Annotated in this window: 22 protein-coding genes and 1 pseudogene; 10 read left to right on the top strand and 13 right to left on the bottom strand. The window is 43.0% G+C overall.

The window, feature by feature from the left end:
* Positions 1–181: 181 nt before the first annotated feature.
* Positions 182–1,993: a PLP-dependent transferase gene (locus OCV56_RS06500; RefSeq protein WP_086713168.1), complete on the bottom strand. Its 1,812-nt coding sequence runs from the start codon at positions 1,991–1,993 to the stop codon at positions 182–184.
* Between the two features lie 142 nt (positions 1,994–2,135).
* Here OCV56_RS06500 and OCV56_RS06495 point away from each other — a divergent pair, with 142 nt between their 5' ends.
* Together OCV56_RS06495 and OCV56_RS06490 are read left to right on the top strand one after the other, a co-directional pair.
* Positions 2,136–2,591, top strand: a complete 456-nt coding sequence (locus OCV56_RS06495; protein WP_032548816.1) for an Lrp/AsnC family transcriptional regulator — start codon at positions 2,136–2,138, stop codon at positions 2,589–2,591.
* Between the two features lie 252 nt (positions 2,592–2,843).
* Complete coding sequence (locus OCV56_RS06490; protein ID WP_086713167.1) at positions 2,844–3,851, top strand: tetratricopeptide repeat protein; 1,008 nt, start codon at positions 2,844–2,846, stop codon at positions 3,849–3,851.
* Positions 3,852–4,066: 215 nt separating this feature from the next.
* Here the strand turns inward: OCV56_RS06490 and OCV56_RS06485 are convergent, their stop codons facing one another.
* From OCV56_RS06485 to OCV56_RS06475, 3 genes are all read right to left on the bottom strand, one after another.
* Positions 4,067–4,693 carry a type II secretion system protein gene (locus OCV56_RS06485; protein ID WP_086713314.1) on the bottom strand — a complete coding sequence of 209 codons (627 nt, stop codon included), beginning with the start codon at positions 4,691–4,693 and terminating at the stop codon, positions 4,067–4,069.
* Positions 4,694–4,712: 19 nt separating this feature from the next.
* Complete coding sequence (locus OCV56_RS06480; RefSeq protein ID WP_086713166.1) at positions 4,713–5,585, bottom strand: patatin-like phospholipase family protein; 873 nt, start codon at positions 5,583–5,585, stop codon at positions 4,713–4,715.
* Between the two features lie 96 nt (positions 5,586–5,681).
* Positions 5,682–6,020, bottom strand: a complete 339-nt coding sequence (locus OCV56_RS06475; RefSeq protein WP_086713165.1) for a cytosolic protein — start codon at positions 6,018–6,020, stop codon at positions 5,682–5,684.
* Positions 6,021–6,614: 594 nt separating this feature from the next.
* Between OCV56_RS06475 and OCV56_RS06470 the strand changes: the two genes are divergently transcribed.
* Both OCV56_RS06470 and OCV56_RS06465 read left to right on the top strand, forming a co-directional pair.
* Positions 6,615–8,123, top strand: coding sequence for a DUF3360 domain-containing protein (locus OCV56_RS06470; RefSeq protein WP_086713164.1), 1,509 nt, complete (start codon positions 6,615–6,617; stop codon positions 8,121–8,123).
* 460 nt (positions 8,124–8,583) lie between these two features.
* Entirely contained in the window at positions 8,584–8,838 is a 255-nt protein-coding gene (locus tag OCV56_RS06465; RefSeq protein WP_086713162.1) for a hypothetical protein, read from the top strand.
* Positions 8,839–9,127: 289 nt separating this feature from the next.
* Here OCV56_RS06465 and OCV56_RS06460 read toward each other — a convergent pair whose 3' ends face one another.
* The gene (locus OCV56_RS06460; RefSeq protein ID WP_086713161.1) at positions 9,128–10,273 is read right to left on the bottom strand and encodes an MFS transporter; all 1,146 of its coding nucleotides are present in this window, start codon (positions 10,271–10,273) and stop codon (positions 9,128–9,130) included.
* Between the two features lie 535 nt (positions 10,274–10,808).
* Between OCV56_RS06460 and OCV56_RS06455 the strand changes: the two genes are divergently transcribed.
* Positions 10,809–12,011, top strand: coding sequence for a YbfB/YjiJ family MFS transporter (locus tag OCV56_RS06455; protein WP_086713159.1), 1,203 nt, complete (start codon positions 10,809–10,811; stop codon positions 12,009–12,011).
* Positions 12,012–12,025: 14 nt separating this feature from the next.
* Entirely contained in the window at positions 12,026–12,658 is a 633-nt protein-coding gene (locus OCV56_RS06450) for a glutathione S-transferase family protein (protein ID WP_086713158.1), read from the top strand.
* 89 nt (positions 12,659–12,747) lie between these two features.
* Here OCV56_RS06450 and OCV56_RS06445 read toward each other — a convergent pair.
* A pseudogene (locus OCV56_RS06445) lies at positions 12,748–12,882 on the bottom strand (alpha/beta fold hydrolase); the annotation flags it as partial.
* Positions 12,883–12,955: 73 nt separating this feature from the next.
* Here OCV56_RS06445 and OCV56_RS06440 point away from each other — a divergent pair.
* Complete coding sequence (locus OCV56_RS06440; protein ID WP_086713157.1) at positions 12,956–13,213, top strand: hypothetical protein; 258 nt, start codon at positions 12,956–12,958, stop codon at positions 13,211–13,213.
* Between the two features lie 65 nt (positions 13,214–13,278).
* Positions 13,279–13,401: a hypothetical protein gene (locus OCV56_RS06435; RefSeq protein ID WP_261890851.1), complete on the top strand. Its 123-nt coding sequence runs from the start codon at positions 13,279–13,281 to the stop codon at positions 13,399–13,401.
* Positions 13,402–13,521: 120 nt separating this feature from the next.
* Here OCV56_RS06435 and OCV56_RS06430 read toward each other — a convergent pair whose 3' ends face one another.
* Entirely contained in the window at positions 13,522–14,394 is an 873-nt protein-coding gene (locus tag OCV56_RS06430) for an alpha/beta fold hydrolase (protein ID WP_086713156.1), read from the bottom strand.
* 163 nt (positions 14,395–14,557) lie between these two features.
* On the opposite strand from OCV56_RS06430, the gene OCV56_RS06425 reads away from it, so the two are divergent.
* Together OCV56_RS06425 and OCV56_RS06420 are read left to right on the top strand one after the other, a co-directional pair.
* Positions 14,558–14,749, top strand: a complete 192-nt coding sequence (locus tag OCV56_RS06425; protein WP_228761190.1) for a site-specific integrase — start codon at positions 14,558–14,560, stop codon at positions 14,747–14,749.
* Positions 14,750–14,813: 64 nt separating this feature from the next.
* Positions 14,814–16,586 (top strand): ATP-binding protein, encoded by a 1,773-nt coding sequence (locus tag OCV56_RS06420; protein WP_228761184.1) that lies wholly within the window; start codon positions 14,814–14,816, stop codon positions 16,584–16,586.
* 102 nt (positions 16,587–16,688) lie between these two features.
* On the opposite strand, the gene OCV56_RS06415 is transcribed toward OCV56_RS06420, so the two are convergent.
* The 6 genes from OCV56_RS06415 to OCV56_RS06390 all read right to left on the bottom strand — a co-directional run bounded on the left by OCV56_RS06415 (position 16,689) and on the right by OCV56_RS06390 (position 25,022).
* The gene (locus OCV56_RS06415) at positions 16,689–16,811 is read right to left on the bottom strand and encodes a hypothetical protein (RefSeq protein WP_261901420.1); all 123 of its coding nucleotides are present in this window, start codon (positions 16,809–16,811) and stop codon (positions 16,689–16,691) included.
* An 11-nt stretch (positions 16,812–16,822) separates the two neighbouring features.
* Positions 16,823–18,406, bottom strand: a complete 1,584-nt coding sequence (locus OCV56_RS06410; protein WP_143691567.1) for a hypothetical protein — start codon at positions 18,404–18,406, stop codon at positions 16,823–16,825.
* Between the two features lie 431 nt (positions 18,407–18,837).
* A complete protein-coding gene (gene pheT, locus OCV56_RS06405) occupies positions 18,838–21,225 on the bottom strand; it encodes a phenylalanine--tRNA ligase subunit beta (RefSeq protein ID WP_061019266.1) in 2,388 nt (795 codons plus the stop codon).
* Between the two features lie 18 nt (positions 21,226–21,243).
* On the bottom strand, positions 21,244–22,227 hold the full coding sequence (gene pheS / locus OCV56_RS06400; RefSeq protein ID WP_004734764.1) for a phenylalanine--tRNA ligase subunit alpha: 984 nt from the start codon (positions 22,225–22,227) through the stop codon (positions 21,244–21,246).
* 218 nt (positions 22,228–22,445) lie between these two features.
* Positions 22,446–23,555, bottom strand: a complete 1,110-nt coding sequence (locus tag OCV56_RS06395; RefSeq protein ID WP_086713312.1) for a GGDEF domain-containing protein — start codon at positions 23,553–23,555, stop codon at positions 22,446–22,448.
* A gap of 234 nt (positions 23,556–23,789) precedes the next feature.
* On the bottom strand, positions 23,790–25,022 hold the full coding sequence (locus tag OCV56_RS06390) for a hypothetical protein (protein ID WP_086713154.1): 1,233 nt from the start codon (positions 25,020–25,022) through the stop codon (positions 23,790–23,792).

The following is a 25,022-nucleotide window of genomic DNA, read 5'->3' as shown; positions in this document are numbered from 1 at the left end:
GAAACAAGGATTCAAAATTCGATAACCGTAGTCTTCAAAAATTTATTCGAAACAGATTTATTGCCACTCTCCTAAACCCAAAAGGCCTCGCACATGCGAGGCCTTAGTTTTCTATCTAGCGGTGCAGCTATTCTCTAACGATTACAGCTCCCTACTTCACTGACTGGCTTATTGACGAAAGTTATTGAGTGAGCTGACTGAACTTTGGCAAACTCTTCACAAACCTCTGGTGTACGTCCATATAGGTTTGCATATAGATTTCATCGATACTGTCACCACTAGGGAAGCTCGATGAGAAATCGGCGTGTTTACGGTCAATGGACAATTTGGCTGCCTCGATAATATGGGCGATGAACATTCGAGGATCTTCCAAACCGATAGAGATACGCATTGTCGTCGGTTTGATCCCTGCTTCATTGAGTGCCTCATCGCTAAGTTCTGAGTGGGTGGTCAGTGCCGGACACAGCGCCACCGTATTAGTTTGCCCCAGGCTCACTTGCATGCCGATTGCTGGCTCAAGCATATCGAAGAACTGTTTGAACCCATCACGATTGATTGGCGCACGATCACCGTTACCTTCCATATCGATAGTAAATAATGCCGCTGGCACCCCCAAATACATGTTGTTCTGACAATGTTCATAGTTATCGCTATCTGGCAAAGCAGGACACGATACGTTGATGTCAGGGTGAGCATCAAAAATCTTCGCCAGAGTCAGCGTGTTAATGGTTTTCTGCACCACGCGCATCTCATAGGTTTTCATGCCGTTAAGCACTTCAAACGCTTTGTCTGCATCTAAGAATGCGCCTTTGATGTAATACACATTCCAAAACAGCGTTTCGTTCCATGGAATGGTAACCTCATCGCCGTTAGGTTTGGTGAAGGTGACGTCCTCCCCTTTAGGAACAAACATGGTCTCGTTTCGCCCAATCACGACACCAGCGGTTGTGGTACCTGAACCCGCTAGTTCCTTGGTGTAGGAGTGAATGACATAATCTGGTCTTTCCATCACATCATCGCGTTTTAGTACTGGGTGCAACAATGGTGTACCCACTGTTGAGTCGACAATTACGTCCCAACCTCGAAGGTGACCAGCTTTACTGATGTTGGCGACATCTAACACGTACCCGTGCGGGTTACACGGTGACTCTAGATAAACATAGATCTTCTTACCCGCGGCGAGGCGATCTGCGTATTTTTCAGCAACCTCATCAAGGCGAGCCGCAAACTCATCTCCTGAGTAACCATCGACCCACTCTACCGCAACATTTAGATTCGACGGCTTGCCAAACCAATCTTCCAACAGCTGATAAGAACCGCCGTAGATATTGCGTGAGGCCAAGACAATGTCTTCATGCCCGAGCAAATGACTCAACAACCCATCAATAGCCGCCATACCGGAGTTAAAGTTCCATGCGAGGTACTCGTTAGCTCTGGAGCCCGCCTCAATGTCAACCATATGGTTCGCCAGTGAAATCGATGTTGGGTTGAGAAGTCGAGAATAGATATCGTGCAGCGGCTCTTTACCGTTGAACGCGTCTTCAATCCATTCAGTACACGCAAACAAATAGGTCGCGGTGCGCGTAATCACTGGGCTTGCCGAGAAGATAGCAGCAACATTATCGAAGATAGGATACGCACCTTTTGAAGCAAAATTGCCATTATTGGTAGCAATAGATTGGTAAGTGGCGCGCATTGGGTTTTGCAGGTTATCGAGGATCTTAGCGATCTGGAATGACAAAAAACGTTTAGCGTTAAACCAAGCGATCCGGTCACTCTTGTCGAGATCTGATAAGCCATCAACCGTCAATGCCCAAAGATCGTGTGTCTTGGTATTAGCTTTGTACAGGGTCGTCGCCAGTTCAATCAGCGTGACGCCGTAATCACTATTTGGGTCGATACCAAAGTGTTTTGCCTGCTCAATGGCAAGAGCTTCTGCTTGTTCGTGTTTGGTGGTTTTACGCAGTGGGCTAAGTTGAGTTGAAGTATTCATAGTTCCTAAGTCATTCCATGCTTGTTGTTCCTCCTTTAATTTTAGTTTTGCGCAGATGTTAAAAATTGCTATTTGCGAAGTAAGGCATACACTTTGAGCAATAATATTGCCAAATGAACTTCAATATTGATGGTATATGCCAATGGATGAGATCGACAAAAAAATACTGGCTGAACTGCAAAGCAACGCACGGCTGACCAATCAAGAGTTAGCCGACCGCGTAGCGCTTTCTCCCTCCCCTTGTTTACGCCGAGTTCGAGCATTAGAGAAACAAGGGATCATTCGAGGCTATCACGCTAGTGTCGACCAAGAGGCATGTGGGTTACCCGTGAATGTATTTGTGTTGGTAAAACTTGAAAAGCCGACTGAAGAAAACATGCGAGACTTTGAGCAGCACATTGAAGCCATCGATGAAGTGTTAGAGTGCTTTCTAATGACAGGCAATCACGACTATTTGCTGCATGTGGTCAGTGAATCGCTCAAAAGCTACGAGCAGTTTATCCGTAAACAATTAACCCGCCTGCCCAATATTGCTTCTATTGAATCTAGCTTCGCCTTCGGTCAGGTAAAAACAAAGACTAAGCTGCCAGTGAGGTAAATGTGGGGCGCAGCTGTTTGGGTTTAAAGCTCTCTGGAGCATGAATTGCACTGAAAGAAATCGGCCCACTACTTCACTGGCTTAATCACTTTGATCAGAGGTTGGTTTAACTATTCTAGCTGCTCTAGCATCCGGAAATGCCCTAGGTCTCATTGTAGTAAATCCAGAGGTCTACATTTGTAAAAACCCTTTATTTTCAAAGCTACCTTGTTATATTCATGTGAAACTTAACTAATATAATAAATGGCTTAAATGATGAAACAAAGTTGTACCTTTTTAACGTCACTGTCACTGCTGCTATCAGCCAATGCTTTTGCATATGATCTTGAGATTGAAGTTTTTGAAGGCGAAGAGCTCACTCTATTAAAGACGGCAGAAAATTCTAGCGATAATGAATTGGTGATGCAGGCTGCTAACCTTTTGATTGAAGATTCAATGTATGAAGAGAACGTAGAGCGCGGTTATGAGTACATGAATCAACTCGCGGAATCTGGTGAGGTGAAAGCCATCATTACCTTGGCAGATAAGTATTACTACGACGAACAGTACGAAAAGGCACTGGCTTGGTACCATAAAGCGGAACCGAGCAAAGACCCCTATGTGCTCTATTCATTAGGCGTAATGTATTTTGATGGTGAAGGTACACCTGTCGATCTTAAAAAAGGCAATGACTATTACCTCGCTTCCGCGCAAGCAGGTTATTCTGACGCTATGTATCAACTCGCGTTTTCATACGATGAGGGTCAAGGCGTCGCTCAGGACTTCACTAAATCGGCTTATTGGTTTGAGCAATCAGCAAACTTAGGTGATGCAAGTGCCATGTACAACTTGGGTATTTCTTACCTAAATGGACAAGGCGTTGAAAAGAGTTGTTCTAAAGCGATGCAATTGTTTAGCAACGCCATTGAAGAAGATGAACATACACTTTCTTATGTAAAGATGGGTGATATTTACTCTTCTACTCGATACAAAAAACCGTGTGGTTTCAAAACTACAGACGCAAAAAAAGCATTAGAGTATTACACTAGCGCTGCTATGCAGGGCAACGATTATGGTCAGTATTCCGTTGGTTACGCTTACCGCAATGGTCACGGAACATGGAGCGATTTTGTTAAAGCGCTAGCATGGTTTGAAGTCGCGCAGGAATACGGAAACTCGGATGCAGAAAAAGAGATAATTGACGTTAAGCAGTACATGTCGAAAGAAAACATTGCAGCAGCAGAGCAGCTCAAAGACTCTTTAATTGAAGATATCTGGTAAGGATAATAACGGCTCTAATTTGTATGGACTAGAACCCTTCTGCCCAATAATTTATTAAAGATTAGTTTATTGTTATTACCAGAAAATCAAAAGGCCTCGCACACGCGAGGCCTTAATTTTATCTACAGAACAACTCGCTTTACCAATATTACGTCTATCGAGTCCAGGTCAAGTAAAAAAAAAAACGAAGCGGCCAGTAATTAATAAGAAACGACTTAATTTGGCTGTGTCGAAGGCATTGGGTAATCATCTCCAATCATACATACAAGAGCGCCACCAAAAGTGTTGTCGTAACGTATTTTTCCTGTCGCATCCGAGCTTTCTATACTCGTATCTCCGTCCACAATCTGATTAATATCTCGTGCGACTTTTGTTGGCACCAACCAAATACAAGCCGCAAGAGAGCATACTGGTGACGACGCATTACAGCCGGTTTCTGAGCTTCCTCGTACCCACTGACTCCCCTTTTCCTTAAGCAGTAATTGCGTTGCTATGTAGTCTGGGTGGTCAATATACTGATCACCACCAATCCATGTATCGTCAAAAGCGAGGTAGGGCCCTTGCCATGTTGATATGCCCGGATTCTCGATTAAGTGATTGATATTTAAGTAGCCGAATTTAGTGTCAGTATCGGAAGTAATTGGGGGCAAAGAACCATTATCATGAGAATATTGCTCAGCAGCATCCAAGACAGTATTAAGTTGCCCGATTAGAAATTTTGCCTCATCGGCACGGGACATGCTGTTACCGAACTGATGATAGATAAAGAAAGTGGTAACGAGAATGATCAAGCTAAGCGACGCAAGTTTCCACTTTTTCATCTGGCGCAACAATTTCAACATGTCTTTTCTGTCTCTCATCTTAAAGCCTGTTGCCGAGTTTAGCCTGTGCCAAATGGTAGCCTCTATCTATCATCTCTTGTGAGCGATCAAACTCTAAGGTGCCGCAGGCATTGCGTGGGATCTCAAGCGTAATGTCGGCAGGATAAGCGGCCAATTTCTGGCGAGCAATAGTCGATTGCATCGCATCAAACGCTTGGTTGGCAATGTCGTAAGCTGCAAAGTTAAAACTCATTTTGCTTTTTACACTGCTACCTAGATTATCGATAAAATGAACAACCTTCTCATGCAGGTTACTCTCTTTTGTAGGTAGGGAAACCGATGTCGTTTCCTGTTTAACCGTTTCAGGCTCACCACCTAAGTTCACAGCCAGCGTAAAGTCTGTCTTATCACTGAAGGTAGGCGCAATCGGAACGGGATTAAGTACTCCGCCATCAATCAGCTCTTCTCCATTGATGACATGAGGTGTGAAGAATAGTGGCAAAGAGATAGAGGCGCGAATGGCATCAAACAGAGAACCTGATTGCAGCCAAACCTCTTTTTCATCGGCGACGTTAGCGGCAACTGCGGTATAAGGGATAGGCAGATCTTCAATTGAAATCTCGCCGATTAATCCACGCAGTGTGTCGATGATCTTGTCCCCCTTAAACATGCCACTCGATTGCCATGAAAAGTCCAACATCATAGCCATATCCGATTGATCGATACTGGTGACCCACTCTTCAAATTCATCTAACTTACCTGCCGCGTAAACACCACCGATAAGTGCGCCAATTGAACAGCCAGAGATGGATTTTATCTGATAGCCATGTTCAATCAGCCAACGGATAACGCCAACATGAACTAAGCCTCTAGCGCCACCACTACCAAGTACCAATGAGATCGTTTTTGCCATTGTACTAATCCTTTAATTCATTAGTTCTTTCAAATCTTTGGGTAAAATCCTGTAGCCGTGATACTGATTTGCCCATTTCAAGTTACTGAATCATTTTCAGTCCATTCGGGTAATGAAGGTTTGCTCGTCATCCACAAAAGCCACATAGTCGCCGTGATAGATAAACACCCGACCACGCCCTTCAACTATACACGCAAGCTGTGGGTTCAAATCTTCTTCCAGATCTTTACTTTGATACGTGCCGGTATCGGTGACCACACCGCGGAGTGTAGGCAAAAATCCATAGCTGCGCTTGGCTTGATCAATCAGGCTCAATTCACTGGCGGTAGAGAAGTAAGATGGGATGGGACCAGCATCTTTGATAAACATAGTTTTCAGTTCTTCAAAAGCTGTAATCACCAGCCAGTCGATGCCGTTAACGTGATGGATAAACATTGTTTATAAATACCTAGTTTCTCGATAATTATGATGCGGAGATTCTATCACTATCAGGGGCAGAACGTAGTAGAGATTTAGTGGCAAAAGGCAAGGCCTGACACTGTTTATCGCCCCAATATATCCGGCATAAAACTGGAGCAGATGTTCACTATCAAATCACACCAAGAACTCAGTCAAGCATGCAACTAAACATGAGTCGATAGATTTTCTCGGGGTTTTAAAATCAAGCCATTTATTGTCGAACATTACTTAATTATTTCTGAATAAATGCCTATTCCCTACAGGGTCGCATACTAGTCGCCTAACTCTACGACTAATGTCTAACTAACTGAGACTATTTGTTTTTTTTGGTTTGGTATAAGGTACTAACTACTGAATTATCATAATTTTTTAAATTATAGGTTGATTTGTTATTCGTATTTGATAGTGAGTTAATTTCACTTATTAATAATAAATCTGCTCATATATAAAATACAGTCATCGAGTTCTTCGTGGCAGAAACTTTATAGCAACTCAGCTAAATCTTCGTGCCGTGAGTCAATAACGTTTGTTGGAATAACACACCTTAGAGTGTGAACGAAAGGAATCAACATGAGCAGTACTTTAGAGTCCGTACATATACAAGCAGATAAGCCTCAAGCCAATGAGGATGAACTCACTTATGAACAACAACACAAACCAAGATCGGAATTTGATTCCCGCGAACAATATTTAGAGCATGAATTACAAATCATGGCGCCTAAACGCTGGCGTCCTAATTTGCCGTTTAAAGATTATCGATTTGAGATAGAAGATACTATCCCAGCGATGGCGGCTACCATCGGTAAAGTTGTTATGGTGGGTGCCATTGCAGCAACATTTGCCGGGGCTCTAGGGCTAGATGAAGGCTTCATTTTAGAAAACGTTCGTTATGAACTACTCATCGCCTCTGTTTTCATCATTCTTTTCTCTGGCTTTTTATTGCCGACCGCGAACCTCGCAGGTACACACGGCCCACTCATCCCTTTAATTCCGATTGTCGTTGCAGCCGGCGGACACCCTATGGCCTTTGGCTTGTTGATTGGTGCTTTTGGCCTAATTTTAGCCATCAGTAAAGGTGGCAGCATGTTGGCCAACCTCACCAGTAAAGGTGTGTGTGGCGGTTTATTACTTTACCTTGGCTTTGTTGGAACCGCTTCTCAAGTGAAAAAACTCTTCGCTTGGGCTGAAGGAATCGGTATGAGTCATATCGCTTTTGTCGTGATCTTTTGCACCATTATTTTGTACGCGTTATTGGAACATTTCCGTAAGCGTTGGCTAGCTGTCCCTCTTAGCTGCTTGCTAGGTGGTACGATTGCATTTGCCATGGGTGCCCCATTTGCTTTCCACACTGAACCAGGCTTGCCTAACATGAACCCTATGTATTGGTGGGGAGAAGATACAGGTTGGATGCTAGGCCTACCAACGATTGAACACTTCATGGTGGTATTGCCGTTTGCTATTTTAGCTGTGGCTATGTGGTCACCAGATTTCTTAGGCCATCAAGTATTCCAAAAGATCAGCTATCCAGAACGTACCGAAAAAGTACACATGAACATTGATGACACCATGACCACGGCATCAATTCGTCAAACGTTCGGTTCTCTACTTGGCGGTACTAACTTTACGTCTTCATGGGGTACTTATATCGTCCCTGCAGCAATTGCTAAACGCCCTATTCCTGCTGGCGCATTGCTCACGGCTCTGTTCTGTATTATCGCCGCTGTTTGGGGCTACCCGATGGATTTAGCTATATGGCAGCCTGTACTTTGTGTCGCGTTAATTGTTGGCGTATTTGTGCCATTGCTAGAAGCTGGAATGGAAATGACACGTGAAGGGAAAACCACCCAATCAGCAGCAATTGTTGTGTTTTCTTCAGCGCTCGTTAACCCTGCATTTGGTTGGGCTCTCACCATGCTGTTAGATAACTTAGGCTTAGTCGGTTGTAAAGAACGTAGCAGTGAACTGAGTAAAATGAACCGTTGGGTGTTACCTGGAGCTATGTTTATTGTACTAAGTGGTGTGATGGCATTGGTTGGCCTTCTACCAGGAATCCCAGCGATTATCCCGAGTTTTCGTTAACCTTTAAATAAGAGTTCCTTTAAATAAGAGTTATCGAATGTTCGACCCTCGCCATTATTAGGTTTTGGCCGGAACACAAAAAGGCCTCGCATACGCGAGGCCTTCGTTTTATCTCCCGAACGTTGATAACCACCCGATTTCACCGACTTAACCGCTTTCATCAACTTTGTATTTAACTGATCTATTTGATCTAGCATTGGGAAGTGGCCCTTTCTATTCATATATCCTTTTTAAGTCATGAAACTATCGACTGAACAGTTATTGAATTTAATAACTCGTTATTCTCCAATTTTGTGAGAAATACGCGCGATCTCCTTGCGCTCTACCCTATTTATAATCAGCCAAGTAGATAAGAAGCTCTAAATATTCGGACACACTTTTATTTATAAAATCAATTGATGTTAACCATCCCATAAATTACCATGATCTTGAACATTTAATGACCAATTAGGATGTAAATATGGCTTCATTTCAATTTTATAAAAAAGATAAAATATTAGTTCATTTAGATGTACATAGCCCTTCATTTACAACGGAAAACGAACAACTCATTGATCAAGGTTTTGAGCTCATAGGCGACATTATAGATGCTGAAAATGGCCAAGTAGCGCATGAAACGTTTAAATCCATTCATGGTGATGAATTAAGAGTCTTAGCGAAATCACAAATGTGGATAGGAATTGCGACTGCAGGAGCTGGTGGGTTGTCAATCTAGGCTCTATTTCTTATCGTCATTAGTCAGTACAATTAATTTTCAATTGTACTGACTTATATTTTTGCTTAAAGCCAATCAGTTCATGAGATACCTAAGCCAATGGTATTGGTCTCACTATTTCCACGCCTCCTAAACATCACCTGCACTGTTAATTTTAGACACCGACTTAACCGCTTCCATCTGCGTTGTGTTGAACTGCTCTGATTGCTCTAGCATTGGCAAATAACCTGAGCCTTCGATGTAAAATGCTGTAGTTCTTGATGAGAGTCGCTATTGTTCCTGTAACTTATCAAACCCGTTTCTGTCGCTTATCAAACCCATTAATCCGCTGGTGCAGCGTAGTTCCCATGGTCAGCGATACCAACAGGCTAATCAAAGCAATCACTGCTCCTGTAACAAATACCCATTGATAACCAGACATCCAGATAATTCCCAACAAAAATGGTAGGAACACCGCTGCAATATGATTGATGGTGAACGACAAACTCGCCGTTGAAGCCACTTCATCTTCCCTAATTGTCTTTTTAAAGTACGTGTTTAAAGCTATCGCAAAACTAAAAATAATACTGTCGATAACATACAGCCCCGCGGCCGCATAATGATCATCCACGAATGCGTAAGATAGGAACACCAACACTAACGCGGCATACTCAATGATCAAAGCTTGCCTCTCTCCTACTCTATCGATAAATCTCCCAACATAAGGAAGAGCAAGCGTCGCAGCTAAGCTGGAGACCATGAACAGTGCGGCCATCATCGCGATGGTATATTGAAACTTGCTCACCATCAGTAAGCCAGCAAATGCCACAAAGATCTGTCTTCTTGCCCCACTTAAAAAGGTCAAAATGTAATAGGTTGTGTACTCGCGTCGTACAATAAGTTTGGTGTGTTGCTTAACCTCTGTGTAAGTATCTTGGAACGTGACCAAATAGACCGCTAGCCAGAAACATATTGCTCCACAAGTAAAGAAAATGGCCTTATCTGAAACATCAAACAGATAGCTCGCAACCATAATGCCTAGAAAAGTCACCATCGAGAAAAACGAGGCGGCAGAGCGAATCTTTCCTATTGATTCACTAAAGTTCTCAGCCGCTAACAATTGTGTTGAGAGTGATTTGTTCACCGCTTCTAGATAATGGAAACCGATAGACATAATCGTCGTGCTGAAATAGAAGCCATAAATCGAAGGCAAATAGCCAGTTACCGCAACGCCTAGCCCTAATGTCGCAACCGACAATACCGCGACTCTTTGTTCTGACGCGATGAACAACAGAAACAAAACGGTAAATGAGAGCAAGCCTGGGATCTCTCTAACGCTCTGCAATACACCCACGTCAGCCCCACTCATACCAACAGTGTCGACAGCGAAGTTATTCATAACGACTCGCCAGCCCGTATTCGCTATCACTGACGCGATAGCGATGATAACCAACATCGTGAATGAGCTCCGCGATGTTATAAGCCTTAGCCAAAGAGTCATTTAAGCCGCCGATTCTAAAAGAAAATCTTGAATAGGGTCACGCATGAATAAAGCCGCTATAAGTTTTCCGTTCATATTCAGATCCTCAAAAATAATGGTATGTTCTGAGCTTGGTAACGATATGCAACTAAGACAGAGAACACAGCGACAATACAATCAGTTAAAGAGTTGTTACACGATCATTTTTAGAATGTTATTTCTTGAGATTGGTAAGTATTCAGAGGGTTTTTATTTATTTGAGAAATTAATGTGAGATTATTATTTTTCGCTGAATATAGAGCCACACTTGTCACGATCCGGATTCAGTTCCTCCCCTTTCCTATTACCATTCCCATTCCCAGCAAGAGCTTGAAATGTAAGTGACCAATCTAACACTTACAAAGAATCTGACCTGTCATCAAACCCTACAAAGTAGAGCAAAAACTCAGTTGAGAAAGCTCAGCTTTAAATGTTAGCGTAATGTTACAGACACATATTAAGGGTACGTGACATGCAGCACGTAAAACTATTGAACCGCAACACCTTCGCAGGGCTCGCAGCAACATTAGTTGGAAACGGCATTGGGCGATTTGCTTATATAGCTTTAATGCCAGTGCTCATTCAAAGTGGGTGGTTCTCAAGCGAAGATGCCTCCATACTTGGGGCTGCGACACTGATTGGCTATATCTTCGGGGCTCCTGCTTCGAGCTTTTTACAAAGGTATTATTCAACAGGCACACTCATACGCGCCTCTCTGTTGTTAAGTAGCTTTAGTTATCTTGGTTGTGCTTTAAAGTCTGCGCCCTTTGAATGGTTTTTAACGCTTAGAACCATTGCGGGTGTATCGGGAGCCGTACTTATGGTACTCGCACCACCCGTGATCACCAGCCTTCACCCTCAAGAGATGAAAGCAAGAATCAGTGGCGTCGTATTTTCAGGCATTGGTCTAGGTGCCATGATTTCAGGAACCATAATACCTTTGCTAATCTACCAAAGTGTTGAAAGTGCATGGTTAGGTATGGGTGCAATCGCTTTCCTCGCAACCGTCCTGACGTGGAACACATGGTCTCTTAAGGTTAAGCCAAACCATTGCGATAAAAGCCCATCGACGTTTAATGCCTTATCTAAGAATGAGCGCATCAGCATTAGCTGCGTACTTGTAGCCTATAGCTTTAGCGCCATCGGTTATTTACCCCACACTCTCTTTTGGGTCGATTACATTGTTCGAGAGCTAGAAATGAGTTTTTCGAGTGGCGGTTTTTATTGGGCTGTCTTTGGCATAGGGGCAGCAATTGGGCCAATAGTAACCGGTATACTAGGTGATAAATTTGGACTTAAAAAAGCACTATTCGCTGCGTTTATTTGTAAAGCTGTGGGGGTTGCTCTTCCGCTATTAAGCACCAGTGAAACAGCACTTTTTACTTCATCTTTGTTGGTCGGTATGTTTACGCCTGGCACCGTAACACTGGTCTCAACTTATACCTTAGAGATCGTTGGGACACAGCTCCATACGAAATCTTGGGGAGCAATGACAATGGCTTTTGCGATATCGCAAGGAATAGTCGGCTTCGTTATGGCTCATTACGCCCCGCAACTCACCAGTTATAACCTCTTATTTATGATCAGCGCGAGTGCACTCATTTTGTCGGTACTCTGCATTGCGTTTACATCAACCAAACAACAGATATTAAACACTGCTCAAATAAATTCTTAGCAAAGGAATCGCTCATGAAACTGTATTTAAACGACACCTCTCCATTCTCCAGAGCAGTGTTAGCCACGGCCTATCTGTGTGATGCTCCAATAGTTCTTGAATGGATCGACCCGTGGCAAACGCCAAACACATTGGTCACAATCAATCCATTCAGTACCATTCCGGTTCTAGAAACCAGTGATGAGGTTACACTCACCGAGAGCTTAACGATCTGCGAATTTCTCATGCAAGCTTACCCAACTGAAAAACTAGCAGCGACCAAGGCTAGCGACACTCAACGCATGTCGTTATTGGGACTGAGTAAAACGCTGATGGAGGTGGCATTTCGCTGCGCAGCACTAAGCCGCTTCGAAGCTGAGCAAAACGTGCTAACGATTAGAGGAAAGGAAGGAATTCAAAGAAGCGTTAAAACGCTTGTCGGGCAATTGAATAACAATGATGATTTGCTTCAACCTGACTTCTCAACATTGTACCTGCACATAGCATTAGATTACGTATTATTCAGGCATGCTAATTTGCTTTCAGCAGAAGAGCGAGACATCCTCACTACTGGCTTACATAATTCGCCTTTTAAAGACACATTGGCAAAATTTAGCCTAGAGTCGCTTTCAAAAAAGCTTAGCTATTGCGAATACAAAAATTCTTAATCACTTTGATCAGTGTTGTGTTGAACGAGTCTAACAAGGCCTCACGCACGCGAGGCCTTCGTTTTATCTATAGGGTGATTACAACCACCCTACTTCACTGACTTCACCGCTTTCATCAACGTTGTGTTGAACTGCTCAGGTTGCTCTAGCATTGGGAAATGCCCGGAGTCTTCAATGTAGTAAATACTGTAATCCTTGATGTATTTCTTGTTCGATCCTGAATCCGCCAACCTCGAAATTTCTTGCTAAAAAGGTAGAAAAGTTTATAGTATTTTTTAGATAAAGTTGAGAAACGATATGTCATTACAGAAAAAACAATCCAAAGTATCACTGAACATTAAAATTTCATCAGACTTAGATGTTCGTCTTAAAAGAGCTAGAAAAGCAGCGCGTGAACAGGGATTGATGTTCAACGTATCTCAAGAAGTTGAAAAGTTTCTTGAGAAGGAAGTAAAGCAAGTTGAACGTCAGTTATCGATAGATGAAGAGATCAAGAATAACCTAGAGGAACTTGGTGGACTTAATATAGATAAAATAATGAAATCAATGGATTAATCATAATACCGACATGTATTGATTCACTTTTAAATGACGAACGATAACTAATTTTGGAGATAATTATGGGCACAATAATCGGACTGTTAATTTTAGCTGGCATCACTGTATTCTTAAAGCGTCAAACGGGACTTCACTTGCATGAGTGGATTGCAAAAAAATATAAAGACTCTCAAGACAAAAAATAATGGACTATCACAGAGTGACAGATTCCATCGATTTGACTCAGAAAACAAAGGCCTAGTACACACGAGGCCTTTGTTTTATCTATAGGATGATTACATCCATATTTTAACAACGACAGCACCCTACTTCACTGACTTAACCGCTTTCATCAACGTTGTGTTGAACTGCTCAGGTTGCTCTAGCATTGGGAAGTGGCCTGAGTCTTCAATGTGGTAAATGCTGTAATCCTTGATGTGTTTCTTGTTCGCTTCTGAATCGGTTGGCCATAGGCGAGCGTTGACCAATATTACTGGCACGTTCACGTTCTCATACACGCGGTGTGCTTCGCCTGTTACGTATTGGCCTAGATAGTGGCGGAACTGGTTTATCGCGATAGCTGGTGGCGCTGATGCCATGTCTTGCGTTACCCAGTAAAGTAAATCTGCGTCTACGTCATTTGGTAGTGAGTCTTTCACGAACATAGTAATGCCCGCTTGGAAGTCTGCTTCAAAGGGTTTGGTCATTGCATCTAGGTCGCTTTGTGAAACCGCTAGTGCGACGTTTTGCGATGTATCGACACCAATAATGCCCTTCACTCTTTTCGGCATCAGTTTAGCGGCTTCTGCAATCACACCACCTGCCATTGAATGACCGATTAAGATGACGGATTCGAGTTGTTCTTTTTCGATGACGGCTTCGATATCTTCAGCGAACACAACCATGGTGTACTCTTCGCGATTAAACGATGAGTTACCGTGACCTGCCAAGTCCATGGTGATCACTTGGTACAGCTTTGAAAACTCACTCACTTGGTTTTGCCAAAGCCTGCTGTCTAAGCTCCAACCGTGAATGAAGATCAGCGCCGTATCCCCACTCCCACTTTTGCCATACGCAATTTGTTCACCATCGTGAGATATCGCAATACCGTAGTTAACAGTTGAAGCATGAGCCATGGCATTAAAGCTACCAAGCGCCATGATTACAAAGAATGTGATGCTTAGAATTAAACGTTTCATAGTGTCTCTCTACTTACTTTGGAGGGAACACAGAAAGCGCCCCTCTCAATCAATGTAGTCACTATAAAGTGTGAAGTTGTAGACGGGTCAATAAAGATTTAGACAAAAACAATAATTGGCAAAAGACAAGGCCTGACCCCATAGTGTATTCCAACGAGCTGGCATTCAACACCGCTGTTCTTATCAACCTCGTCATACTTACGCTTGTTGGCTTATTACCAAAGGCGCAAACCTTTCTTTCATTGCAGAACAAATGGGCCACACAAGCACAATGATGCTAGAGCGTGTTTACGGCAAGTTTATGGAGTCACACGCTCATGATCAAATAAAGTGGTTGAATATTATTATTAAGTGATAGATTGCATAAATAAGAGCACATACATACCAAATAGTAGTATCATCACGCTATAGATAACTACATGAACTATAGGACTTACCGAGTGATACTGTCTGGATTTTCATTCTCGGGCTACCGCAGTTTTGGCGGTGATGAAGCTGTAATTGCCCCTCTTCAAAAAATTAACTTTCTCATCGGTGCGAACAACTCTGGTAAGTCAAATGTTATGCGACTTATTTGTGAACACTCTTCCATCTTTCGAGAAAGCAAGGTTAACTTTGGTGAATTAGACACACCTCAGAAAAATAACCAAGGGTTCTCCATATCTTTTGCGTTACGACCTGAAGATATTGAAAAGCTCATCGGAAATAACATTCGGAAAAAAGATAGTACAGTCCAGTCTCATCTAAAATGGGTTTACCTAAGTGAATTTTTTACACAATCAAACAACCTAACTTGGCTTACTACTAATGTAGACCCGAGGCAGATTACAATTAATAAACCTGATATTGCACTAATAGGACAATTATCAAACAAGCCATTTACCTCTTGGAAGCCATTAAGTAATCACCTAACAGGGGGTTATTATGACAATGACACAAGTAACTGTAGGGCTGTTTTGGGCGAATTAGTAAACTGGATACCAACCATTGAAGCCCGACCTGAACTCATTCCTGCAATTAGAAAAGTTGGTGACTCTGGTTCACAAACTAGCGGATATAGTGGAGAAGGTATCATTGAACGTTTAGCCAAACTGGAACGTCCAATCCTTACAGCACAACAAGACAAAGAGAAATTTGCCAAAATAAATCGCTTTCTCCGTTCGGTTCTTGAGAACGAAACAGCGACTATTGAAATTCCACACGACCGTTCAATGATCATTATTCATATGGATGGCAAAACCCTCCCACTAGACTCACTAGGTACAGGCATTCACGAAGTCATTATTCTAGCTGCCGCTTCAACATTATTAGAAAACACTATTGTTTGTATCGAAGAACCTGAGTTGCACTTACACCCTATTCTGCAAAGGAAGCTAATCAACTATCTAAACACTAGCACTAACAACCAATACTTCATTACTACCCACTCGGCACACTTACTTGATGCAACTGAAGCTCAAATTTTCCATGTTCATATGGAGGATGGAGTATCAAAAGTTAACACTGTATCTAATACTCGAGAGCGTTCAGAGCTATGTGCTGAGCTAGGCTACAAAGGTTCAGATATTCTACAAGCTAACTGTGTAATTTGGGTTGAGGGCCCATCTGATAGAACTTACTTGAACTACTGGATAAAAGCTAAGGATGAGTCCTTAGTTGAAGGCATTCACTATTCCATCATGTTCTACGGCGGCCGTCTTGCTAGTCACCTAACGGGGAATGACCCTGAAGAACTTGAAGAGCATGAGAAAGAGCTAATCTCTTTGAGAAAACTAAACCGCAATAGCGTCATCATGATAGATAGCGACAAGGCAAGTTCACGCGCTCACATTAACGCAACGAAAAAGCGCTTACGTGATGAGTTTGATAAAGGGCCAGGGTTCGCTTGGGTTACAGATGGAAGAGAAGTAGAAAACTACTTAAATGATGATCAAGTAGAAGACACAGTAAAAGCAGTTCATCCACAAACCGCTGTATCTCTACTTGCGAAAGGAAAGTGGGCTAACTTGCTAGAGTTTAAGCATAAGAAGGCGTCTCAAAATAATAAGCCCTCTGCACCAACAGCAAGTAAAGTTAAAGTTGCTAATTACTATGTGAGAAACTACGAAGCTGACCTAGCAATACATGATTTGAATAGGAGGGTTCCTCAACTGGTGGAGTTTATTAAGAAGTCTAATGGCATTGAAGGGTAGTTACACACTACTTGGAATAATGATACTAATGGAGCCGTTCTATACTGTCCCTTTAATATAAAAAAAGGAGTGCTGTATGCACTCCTTTCCTAGGAATTTTTCTTACTCATCTTCTTCATCAGAGTAATCTGATGATTCCAATAAGTCAGCAACTTGCTCATCAACAGCATCAAAGCTACGGAAATCTTCAAAGAACTCATTTGTACTTTCTAGAAACTCACCCATAACAACCTACCTTAAGCACTATCTTGTTGCGTAGAGCTACTGCCTACATCTGAAGAACCAATACTAACAGAGTCCAATATCTCTTGTAAAAGATTAATGTGATACCTATGTAATGCATCAAAATGAACTATCTTACACAAAGCAAAGTTCAATGGCGTAGTTATATGCTCGAATTGCTCAAGCTTAGATTCCTCTTCCATCATCATAGCTTTCTTATCTCTTGAAATAGTTACTACGCCTAGAATGTACTGGGCACTTTTATGCTCAACATCATACCGACTATGCATTAGAGGAAAGGACATCAAAGAAAAAGGTTTGTTCTGTTTCGAAAAATACTCCTTTGCTTCATCAACAATCTCTATAGGGCTTTTATCACTTCCTCGCCAACCTTCTATCTCATTGATTACGTTATTAATAAACTGGCTTTCACATGTACCTAGTACACGGGGAGCTCCTATACAGTTGTAATTAGCACGCTCTTCACCTAAGAAAAAAGGCATATATGTCGTAGAAATTTCATCATCAGGTTTAAAATCTATAGGGACAAATTTATTATTAGCTTTCTGCGTAATATTCATTTTCCCACTATAGGCTTTAACGCTGTGTTCTTTATGAAGAGTTAAAAACTTATCCAAATTCGTTTTAGTTAGAATAGCTGGGACATACTTAATGTTATCCTTATCGCCTAACCGCAAGTCCTTAGCATCATATTTCAGCATCAACGTAGCTCGATAGATATCTTTATCTCTCTCAGATGGTGTCACACCCTCAAAGTGAGCCGCTAACCTTGCATAAGCGATAAGTATAGCTCGAATATACTTTGCATTTTCATCCGTCTGTTTTTTTAAAGAGTCGATCGCTTCTTTCATCTCATTTTTTAGATTAACAGCGTTGTTAGTATAAGGCTTAATGGCCTCAAAGCCTTTAAATACAAACGATGGTGGTTTTCCTGGAACATCAAGAAAATGCTTATACGCGAAGCTACATGCATCTAAAATTTTTGCTTGATTGTGCTGCTTATTTATTTCTTTACCGAAGTCATCAGCAACATCAACATACTCCGAAAGTACCTTCGCAAAACCATTCGGCGGTGCAAATCGAATGATATCTTCAAGAGCTTTAACCTTTATTTCATAAGACTCTTGCCGTCCATCCTCATCTTGAGTGCGCTTTTTTCCTATTGACTTCTGGTTCAATACAAAAATGATAATTGATAAACAAAGTAGAGAAACAACCCAAGAAAATACGATAGCTACATTCCCAGTAATTAATTTATCTTCAGTAAGCCACTTATCGATAGCTGATGAAGTAACAGAGAAATAAATAGTGACAATAATGACTATAAAGTGGAGTGCTGAAGTGCATGCAGGGCTGCTTAGCTTACTCACACTGTATTGTAGGCAAAGAAGGTTAGGTAACTTTTTACGAATTAGGGGAATAACGTTAACAACGCCGAGCACTGCTGATATAGCATACAACCAAAAAAAGACACTCTTAAAGTCAAGCTTTTCCCATAAAAAGGAAAGGAATATGTTACCAGTACCACCAACTGGTGGATAACTGATAACAACAGAAGTTACATCTTTAATACACATAAATATGATGCAAAGATAACCGAAAAATACGAAATGTGTAAACGAAGATGGCTCTTGGCTTGAGTTCTGAACAGGCATTTAAAAAGCTCATAAGAAAACGAACTCGTGATCGTATCATTTAGTGAGCTAATTTTAAACTTATAATATAGCGTTCCACCAGTACCCCATTTAATTGGGAGCGTTTTTGCTTTCAATAAAAACAATACGTTAGCATACGGGCATATATTCCACCCAGCTCTATCCCTCTGTACTTGTACGAGCACACATGGTAAAGAGCCTGTTATCAAAATAACAATATAGTGTTCAGAAAATAACGCCTATTGCTTAATAAGGTGCTTATAAAATCACAAATCCAAGCTCTAACACTATTCTTTAAGCCGAAAAAAGGCCTCGCAATGCGAGGCCTTTGGTTTTCTATCTATTAGAAGAGATTAGTCGCGAAGTGCTGCGCCGAATTTCTCTGAGATTGAAGCTACGATAGCATCTACTGAACCAGCGATGTCTGCATCTTCAAGTGTGCGCTCTACAGACTGTAGGCTAAGTGCGATAGCTAGGCTCTTCTTGCCTTCTTCAACGCCTTGACCAACGTATACGTCGAACAGTTTAGCGCCTGTTAGGAATTCGCCACCAGCTGCGATACACGCTTCTACGATGTCGCCAGAAGCTACTGCTTCGTCAACAACAACCGCGATATCACGACGGTTTGCAGGGAACTTAGATACTGCTACTGCTTCTGGAAGCACGCGAGTGTTGATAGCTGCCCATTCGATTTCGAATACGATAGTGCGGCCGTTAAGACCAAACTTACGCTCTAGTTCTGGGTGAACAGTACCAATGATACCCACTTCTTTGCCGTCTACTACGATAGCCGCAGTTTGACCTGGGTGAAGTGCTGGGTGCTTAGCTGCTTTGAAGCTGTATGCGATTTCGTTTGCAGAAAGCTCAAGAACAGCTTCTAGGTCACCTTTAAGATCGAAGAAATCTACAGTGTTAGTTGCAATGTCCCAGTGCTCTTCGCCACGAGTACCAGAGATAACGCCCGCAAGCATCATTTCTTGGCGCATGCCGTTTTCAGCAGTGGCTTCAGGGATGAAACGTAGGCCTGATTCGAATAGACGAACGCGAGACTGTTGACGCTTCTGGTTGTGAACAACTGTGTTTAGAAGACCTTGGATTAGGCCAAGACGCATTGCTGACATGTCCGCAGAGATTGGGAATGGCAGAATTAGCGGCTCAACGCCAGGTACAACAAGTTTTTGCTGTTCTGGTTCTACGAAGCTGTATGTGATTGCTTCGTGGTAGCCACGGTCTACGAGAAGGTCACGAACGCGCTTAAGCGGTTGGTCAGCTTCTTTGTGGTCATTCATTTTAAGTGCCGCTTTAGGCGCTTGGTTTGGAATGTTATCGTAACCGTAGATACGACCTACTTCTTCAATTAGGTCTTGCTCGATTGCGATATCAAAACGCCAAGATGGAGACGTTGCCGTCCAACCAGCATCAGTCGTTTCTACTTCACAACCTAGGCGAGTAAGAATTTCCACTACGTCTGTAGATGGGATTTCGTGACCTAGTAGGCTGTCTAGCTTAGCGCGACGTAGAGCAACTACGTTTGCTTTAGGAAGATCAGCTTCAGATTCGCTGCCGTTTACTGGCGCAACTTCACCACCACAGATTTCAACTAGAAGCTGTGTTGCACGCTCCATTGCAGCTGCTTGAAGTGTTGAATCAACACCACGTTCAAAACGTAGAGAAGAATCAGTGTGAAGGCCGTAAGCACGTGCGCGACCACGGATGTGATCCGGTGCGAAGAATGCAGCTTCAAGAAGTACGTCTGTTGTTTCAGTAGTAACACCTGAATCTTGACCGCCAAAGATACCAGCGATTGCTAGTGCTTTGTTGTGGTCAGCGATAACAAGCGTGTTGCTGTTTAGTTCAGCTTCGTTGCCATCTAGAAGTGTTAGCTTTTCGCCCTGCTCTGCTAGACGAACCACGATACCGCCTTCGATCTTAGCTAGATCAAATGCGTGCATTGGTTGGCCTTGCTCTAGCATCACGTAGTTTGTGATGTCTACAACTGGGTCGATTGAACGGATACCACAACGACGCAGTTTTTCTTGCATCCAGATTGGGGATTCCGCTTTCACGTTTACGTTCTTAACCACACGGCCAAGGTAACGTGGACAAGCATCAGTTGCTTTAATTTCAACAGATACTGTGTCTTCAATGCTTGTTGCGACAGCTTCAACTGTTGGCTCTGTAACGTCTGCGCGGTTTAGTACGCCAACTTCACGAGCAAGACCACGGATGCTGAAGCAGTCTGCGCGGTTTGCTGTTAGGTCTACGTCGATAGTTACGTCGTTAAGCTCTAGAAGCTCACGTACGTCCATACCTAGCGTTGTACCTTCTGGCAGCTCAAGGATGCCGTCAGACTCTACGTCGATACCTAGCTCAGAGAAAGAACAAAGCATGCCGTGCGATGGAACGCCACGTAGTTTTGCTTTCTTGATTTTGAAGTCACCAGGAAGTACTGCGCCAACTGTTGCTACTGCTACAGTTAGGCCAAGACGACAGTTAGATGCACCACATACGATGTCTAAAAGTTCTTCTTCGCCGATATCAATTTTTGTAACTTGTAGTTTGTCTGCGTCTGGGTGCTGACCGCACTCAACCACTTTACCTACTTTAACGCCGGTGAATTCACCAGCAACAGGTTCTACATCGTCAACTTCCAAACCAGCCATAGTGATTTGGTGAGCTAGCTCTTCGCTGTTAATTGCAGGTTTAACCCACTCGCGTAGCCAAGATTCACTGAATTTCATAGTTTTGACTGCCCCGGATTACTTGAATTGTTTAAGGAAACGAAGGTCGTTCTCGAAGAACGCACGAAGGTCATTTACGCCGTAACGAAGCATCGTTAGACGCTCTACACCCATACCGAATGCAAAACCAGAGTATTTCTCAGGGTCGATGCCAACAGAGCGAAGTACGTTAGGGTGAACCATGCCACAGCCTAGAACTTCTAGCCATTTGCCATCTTTACGTTTCACGTCAACTTCAGCTGAAGGCTCTGTGAACGGGAAGAATGAAGGACGGAAACGCACTTCAACTTCTTCTTCAAAGAAGTTACAAAGGAAATCGTTAAGAATGCCTTTAAGTTGTGCGAAGTTTACGTTCTCATCAACTAACATACCTTCCACTTGGTGGAACATTGGCGTGTGAGTTTGATCGTAGTCGTTACGGTAAACACGACCCGGAGCAATGAAGCGGAATGGCGGTTTGCCGTTTTCCATCGTACGGATTTGAACACCAGAAGTGTGCGTACGTAGCATTAGATCAGGGTTGAAGAAGAAAGTATCGTGATCAGTACGAGCTGGGTGATCGTCTGCGATGTTTAGTGCATCAAAGTTGTGGAATGCATCTTCGATCTCAGGGCCAGACTCAGTGCTAAAGCCAAGCTCACCAAAGAACTGTTCGATACGCTCAACTGTGCGTGTAACTGGGTGAAGACCACCGTTCTCAATGCGACGACCAGGTAGGCTCACATCGATAGTTTCTTCAGCTAGTTTCGCTTCAAGCTCTGCACGTTGTAGTGCGTCTTTGCGAGCTGCGATCGCTTGTTGAACAGCACCTTTCGCTTTGTTGATCTCTTGACCAGCAGTGCGACGCTCTTCAGGTGGAAGTTTACCTAGGCTTTGTAGTTGAAGAGTTAGTTCACCCTTCTTACCTAAATACTGAACTCGCACTTCATCAAGTGCGACTAACGAATCTGCTGTATCAATAGCAGTCGTTGCATTAGCAATGATCTCTTCTAGATGTTGCATCATTTCCTCATCTACCAGTTGGTAGTGTCCGTATCGGATGATTAGTTTTTTTAGATAGCTACACATAGTAATCAAACACGCTACCAATGCCAAATTGAATCGCTAAAAGAACAAGTTATTGACTAAAAACACGGCAAATTTAACAGGATATTAATGAGGAGTAGGAAGAAGTGGAACAATTACAGGTTCCACTTCTTAATTTGGAAGTGACCTAAACGCTAGATTTGAATAGAACAAACGCTGTTCTTCCCTGCGTTTTTCGCTAAATAAACGGACTCGTCAGCCGCTTTAATCAATTCATTCATGGTTTCGAATTCTTGGGTCATTTCAGCCACACCGACACTGATGCTACCAATCCAAGCTTGGTTGCCGGTTTCGACCTCTAATTCAGACACTTTCTGTCGAGTCGTTTCTGCGATGTGCATGCCCCCTTTAAGGTCGGTGTCTGGGCAAATAACCAAGAATTCATCGCCCCCTAATCGACACACAATATCATCATTACGAAACGTGTTTTTCAGTTCGCGCGAGAGGGTTTTTAGTACCAAATCGCCTGCATCATGTCCACTGGTGTCATTAATGCGTTTGAAGTGGTCTGCATCAATCATAATGCACACCAAAGGTACGCCAAGTTCTTTTGAATCTTGCCAATGCACTGCTAACTGTTTAAAAGCACACCGACGGTTAGGCAAATTAGTGAGTGAGTCTGTTAACGACAGCTCTTCAAGTTTCTTGTTCGCTCGTTTCAATTCTGCGGTGCGTTCCTCGACTTTGTCTTCGAGTAACTGGTTGAAGCGTAACAACTGTTTGTTTCGTTCAGAGACTTGTTCAAATAAGCCTTTAAGCGCGGCCAGTAAAGGGATGGTCGAAGAATCTTGCTGCTTTTCTTCTGCTTCAAAGGCTTGTCGAGGTGTTGCGCCCTCTTCTATTGCGGCCACTTGTCGCGCCATGTTTTGGTCGATACCAAGGATGTGATAAGCAAGCCAATGGATGAGGAAGTCCAACAACTGACGTGCTGACGCCTGATCTTCTTCCAAGATGAAGGCTTGCATGCTGTAGATGTCTTGCATAAACACACGATGCACTTTGATGTGCTCTTCAATGTGTAAGTCATAAACGCCGCGCTCTCTCATCAAAGATTCTTCTTCTTTAAAATGAAATTCGGCATAGCGTGTGAGGTCAAGCAAAGCGGCGCTCATGTCATCGATAGAAATTGTATTCTCCGACAACAGGTTTCCGTAGTGGTTGATAAAACCAACAAGGTATTGATGTTGTTCGTCTACAACACCAATACCTGTTTCAAAGTTTGTATCCCAATTAAATGAATTCATAATTCCCTTAGGGCCGATACCGCCAACACGCTTTACATGCATATTCGGAGGTTATAGATATTCGAAAAATATAACCATCTTACCTGTGGGTCTATTCGATTGTTTGCTCTATTTTATAAAAAGGCGACTTTGAACATTCTAAATATGGCTCATCTTAAATTTGAGACGCCCCTTAACAAGAACGCCCCACAAAACCGCCATTAACTTGTTATAAATGCTAACTTTTTATAAATACTAAAAGTAATATTCCAACGCCACCTCAACAAAATCGTCCTTGCGAGCAAAGAACAACAAATCCTCCGGGGTTTCATTCTCAAACAACCAAGCATTCAGTCGCCACTTGAGGTTGTTATTGATACGGCTTGAGGCTTCGAGTTTTGCACTGTAGACATCACTGTTGTCTAAGTCTTGAGTGATACCTGTAAGTACCTCTGTACCATCTTCATCGTTCAAGGCGAAACGCGCTCCAAGGAACACATCGTTTTGACCGATGGTTTGAGCGTTATTGCCTCGGCTGTCATACAGGTATTCAGCAATGAAGCCGATATCCCAATACGATTCAAGCGCGCCAACCCATGTGTATTCAAAGCCTGTCGCGACGCCTGTGTGGTTGTCGTAACTGTCGCGATAAATGCTTTCCAGCTTCCACAACCAATCGCCAATAATGCCTTGTACATCAAGCCCAAAGAGCTGCATCTGCGCGTAATACGGCTTGAGCTGATTGCCTTCAACACGGTAATAAGGGTCGCGATTAGTGCCGCCTAAGTAGCTTAAACCGACATCCCAATCGCCGTACATTTGGCTATAGCGCAGTGCTACATCGACGTGCTTTTCTTCTCTCGAAGATTCGTAAAGCGCATCGTCTGACACGGGCACTGTTGGCCTTAAGCGTCCGTCTTCCCCTGCAAAGGTACGTTCACGAAAATACGGCAGTAACATGGCATCGATGGTTCCCCAGTCTTTGATAGAGGTGAAATGCACCATCGGCTGACCTAGCTTGGATTCACCATCGACCGATTCAATGGCATCGGTTTGGTTTACAACGTCCACCAAGTGCGCTGATTCGGTCACGCCCCAGAACACTTTGCCAACACCGGCGCGCAGTTCATAATCATCCCAATAAGTCAGATACAGAGCTTCACGAATGTCCCCATGGGTTCGCTCATCGTCTTCACTGTCTAGGCGATAAAACGGCGTAAAGGTAAAACTGCCGTTGCCCTCTTGTTGCTCCCAGTAAAACTCTGGCTGCAACACCAGTGAGCTTTGTCCTTTATCTTGCCCTTGCAAGCCGTCACTAAAGAACTGCCTGTGTTCAAGGTTAACCTGCCCTGCGAGCTCTGGGGTGACTTGTTCTACGAACTCAGAGCTAAAGCCTGCTGCCACACAAGGCAGCGACACCTGCATAAACCCAAATGTCGCTGCTAAGGTTAAGGATAACTGGGTTCCTGTTAACACAATCCTTTTCAT

Source organism: Vibrio gigantis, assembly GCF_024347515.1.
In the GTDB taxonomy this organism is placed as follows: domain Bacteria; phylum Pseudomonadota; class Gammaproteobacteria; order Enterobacterales; family Vibrionaceae; genus Vibrio; species Vibrio gigantis.
Note: the sequence above shows the minus strand (reverse complement) of the source record. Positions and strands in the feature narration are given on the sequence as shown.

Excerpts from the sequence above, each read along its gene's own strand:
- OCV56_RS06410 (WP_143691567.1), bottom strand. The coding sequence starts at position 18,406 with ATGTGTATTAAAGATGTAACTTCTGTTGTTATCAGTTATCCACCAGTT.
- OCV56_RS06395 (WP_086713312.1), bottom strand. The coding sequence starts at position 23,555 with ATGAATTCATTTAATTGGGATACAAACTTTGAAACAGGTATTGGTGTT.
- OCV56_RS06480 (WP_086713166.1), bottom strand. The coding sequence starts at position 5,585 with ATGGCAAAAACGATCTCATTGGTACTTGGTAGTGGTGGCGCTAGAGGC.
- OCV56_RS06475 (WP_086713165.1), bottom strand. The coding sequence starts at position 6,020 with ATGTTTATCCATCACGTTAACGGCATCGACTGGCTGGTGATTACAGCT.
- OCV56_RS06390 (WP_086713154.1), bottom strand. The coding sequence starts at position 25,022 with ATGAAAAGGATTGTGTTAACAGGAACCCAGTTATCCTTAACCTTAGCA.
- OCV56_RS06500 (WP_086713168.1), bottom strand. The coding sequence starts at position 1,993 with ATGAATACTTCAACTCAACTTAGCCCACTGCGTAAAACCACCAAACAC.
- OCV56_RS06495 (WP_032548816.1), top strand. The coding sequence starts at position 2,136 with ATGGATGAGATCGACAAAAAAATACTGGCTGAACTGCAAAGCAACGCA.
- OCV56_RS06485 (WP_086713314.1), bottom strand. The coding sequence starts at position 4,693 with ATGTTGAAATTGTTGCGCCAGATGAAAAAGTGGAAACTTGCGTCGCTT.
- OCV56_RS06430 (WP_086713156.1), bottom strand. The coding sequence starts at position 14,394 with ATGAAACGTTTAATTCTAAGCATCACATTCTTTGTAATCATGGCGCTT.
- OCV56_RS06490 (WP_086713167.1), top strand. The coding sequence starts at position 2,844 with ATGATGAAACAAAGTTGTACCTTTTTAACGTCACTGTCACTGCTGCTA.
- OCV56_RS06455 (WP_086713159.1), top strand. The coding sequence starts at position 10,809 with ATGCAGCACGTAAAACTATTGAACCGCAACACCTTCGCAGGGCTCGCA.
- OCV56_RS06415 (WP_261901420.1), bottom strand. The coding sequence starts at position 16,811 with ATGGGTGAGTTTCTAGAAAGTACAAATGAGTTCTTTGAAGATTTCCGT.
- OCV56_RS06440 (WP_086713157.1), top strand. The coding sequence starts at position 12,956 with ATGTCATTACAGAAAAAACAATCCAAAGTATCACTGAACATTAAAATT.
- OCV56_RS06465 (WP_086713162.1), top strand. The coding sequence starts at position 8,584 with ATGGCTTCATTTCAATTTTATAAAAAAGATAAAATATTAGTTCATTTA.
- OCV56_RS06450 (WP_086713158.1), top strand. The coding sequence starts at position 12,026 with ATGAAACTGTATTTAAACGACACCTCTCCATTCTCCAGAGCAGTGTTA.
- OCV56_RS06420 (WP_228761184.1), top strand. The coding sequence starts at position 14,814 with ATGAACTATAGGACTTACCGAGTGATACTGTCTGGATTTTCATTCTCG.
- OCV56_RS06460 (WP_086713161.1), bottom strand. The coding sequence starts at position 10,273 with ATGTTGGTTATCATCGCTATCGCGTCAGTGATAGCGAATACGGGCTGG.
- OCV56_RS06435 (WP_261890851.1), top strand. The coding sequence starts at position 13,279 with ATGGGCACAATAATCGGACTGTTAATTTTAGCTGGCATCACTGTATTC.
- pheS (WP_004734764.1), bottom strand. The coding sequence starts at position 22,227 with ATGCAACATCTAGAAGAGATCATTGCTAATGCAACGACTGCTATTGAT.
- pheT (WP_061019266.1), bottom strand. The coding sequence starts at position 21,225 with ATGAAATTCAGTGAATCTTGGCTACGCGAGTGGGTTAAACCTGCAATT.
- OCV56_RS06470 (WP_086713164.1), top strand. The coding sequence starts at position 6,615 with ATGAGCAGTACTTTAGAGTCCGTACATATACAAGCAGATAAGCCTCAA.